This window comes from Streptococcus sp. DD11, assembly GCF_001578865.1.
Taxonomy (GTDB): Bacteria; Bacillota; Bacilli; order Lactobacillales; family Streptococcaceae; genus Streptococcus; species Streptococcus panodentis.
In genome coordinates this window covers 1-646 of record NZ_KQ969425.1, presented here as the reverse complement: position 1 = coordinate 646, position 646 = coordinate 1, and the positions used below count along the sequence as shown (strand labels likewise).

Here is a 646-nt window from a genome sequence, read left to right as displayed (position 1 = left end):
TTAAAAATAGAATAGGTCCCGTAGTGTAGCGGTTATCACGTCGCCCTGTCACGGCGAAGATCGCGGGTTCGATTCCCGTCGGGACCGTTGGAGTCTAAAAGATAAGTAGATTTCAAGCAGGAAGAGACTCGTTAGCTCAGTTGGTAGAGCATTTGACTTTTAATCAAAGGGTCACTGGTTCGAGCCCAGTACGGGTCATAAGGGCGGGTTTGGCGGAATTGGCAGACGCACCAGATTTAGGATCTGGCGCTTTAGGGCGTGGGGGTTCAAGTCCCTTAACCCGCATATAGGATAAGCCGGCTTAGCTCAGTTGGTAGAGCATCTGATTTGTAATCAGAGGGTCGCGTGTTCAAGTCATGTAGCCGGCATAATAGAAGAAGATGCGAACGTAGTTCAGTGGTAGAACATCACCTTGCCAAGGTGGGGGTCGCGGGTTCGAATCCCGTCGTTCGCTTGAGGAGGCCGGGGTGGCGGAACTGGCAGACGCACAGGACTTAAAATCCTGCGATTGGCAACGATCGTACCGGTTCGATTCCGGTCCTCGGCATGAAGCGAGAGAAGAAGACAAGCAGCACCCTTAGCTCAACTGGATAGAGTACCTGACTACGAATCAGGCGGTTAGAGGTTCGACTCCTCTAGGGTGCAT

The 646-nt window shown here is 52.2% G+C and carries 7 tRNA genes; all 7 read left to right on the top strand.

What is annotated here, in order from left to right:
- Nucleotides 1-14: 14 nt before the first annotated feature.
- Nucleotides 15-87, top strand: a tRNA-Asp gene (locus STRDD11_RS13250).
- 38 nt (nt 88-125) lie between these two features.
- A tRNA-Lys gene (locus STRDD11_RS13245) sits at nt 126-198 on the top strand.
- Nucleotides 199-203: 5 nt separating this feature from the next.
- Nucleotides 204-285: transfer RNA gene (locus tag STRDD11_RS13240), tRNA-Leu, on the top strand.
- Nucleotides 286-295: 10 nt separating this feature from the next.
- A tRNA-Thr gene (locus STRDD11_RS13235) sits at nt 296-368 on the top strand.
- Nucleotides 369-382: 14 nt separating this feature from the next.
- Nucleotides 383-454, top strand: a tRNA-Gly gene (locus STRDD11_RS13230).
- 7 nt (nt 455-461) lie between these two features.
- Nucleotides 462-547: transfer RNA gene (locus tag STRDD11_RS13225), tRNA-Leu, on the top strand.
- 24 nt (nt 548-571) lie between these two features.
- Nucleotides 572-645, top strand: a tRNA-Arg gene (locus STRDD11_RS13220).
- The last annotated feature ends 1 nt before the right edge of the window (nt 646 follow it).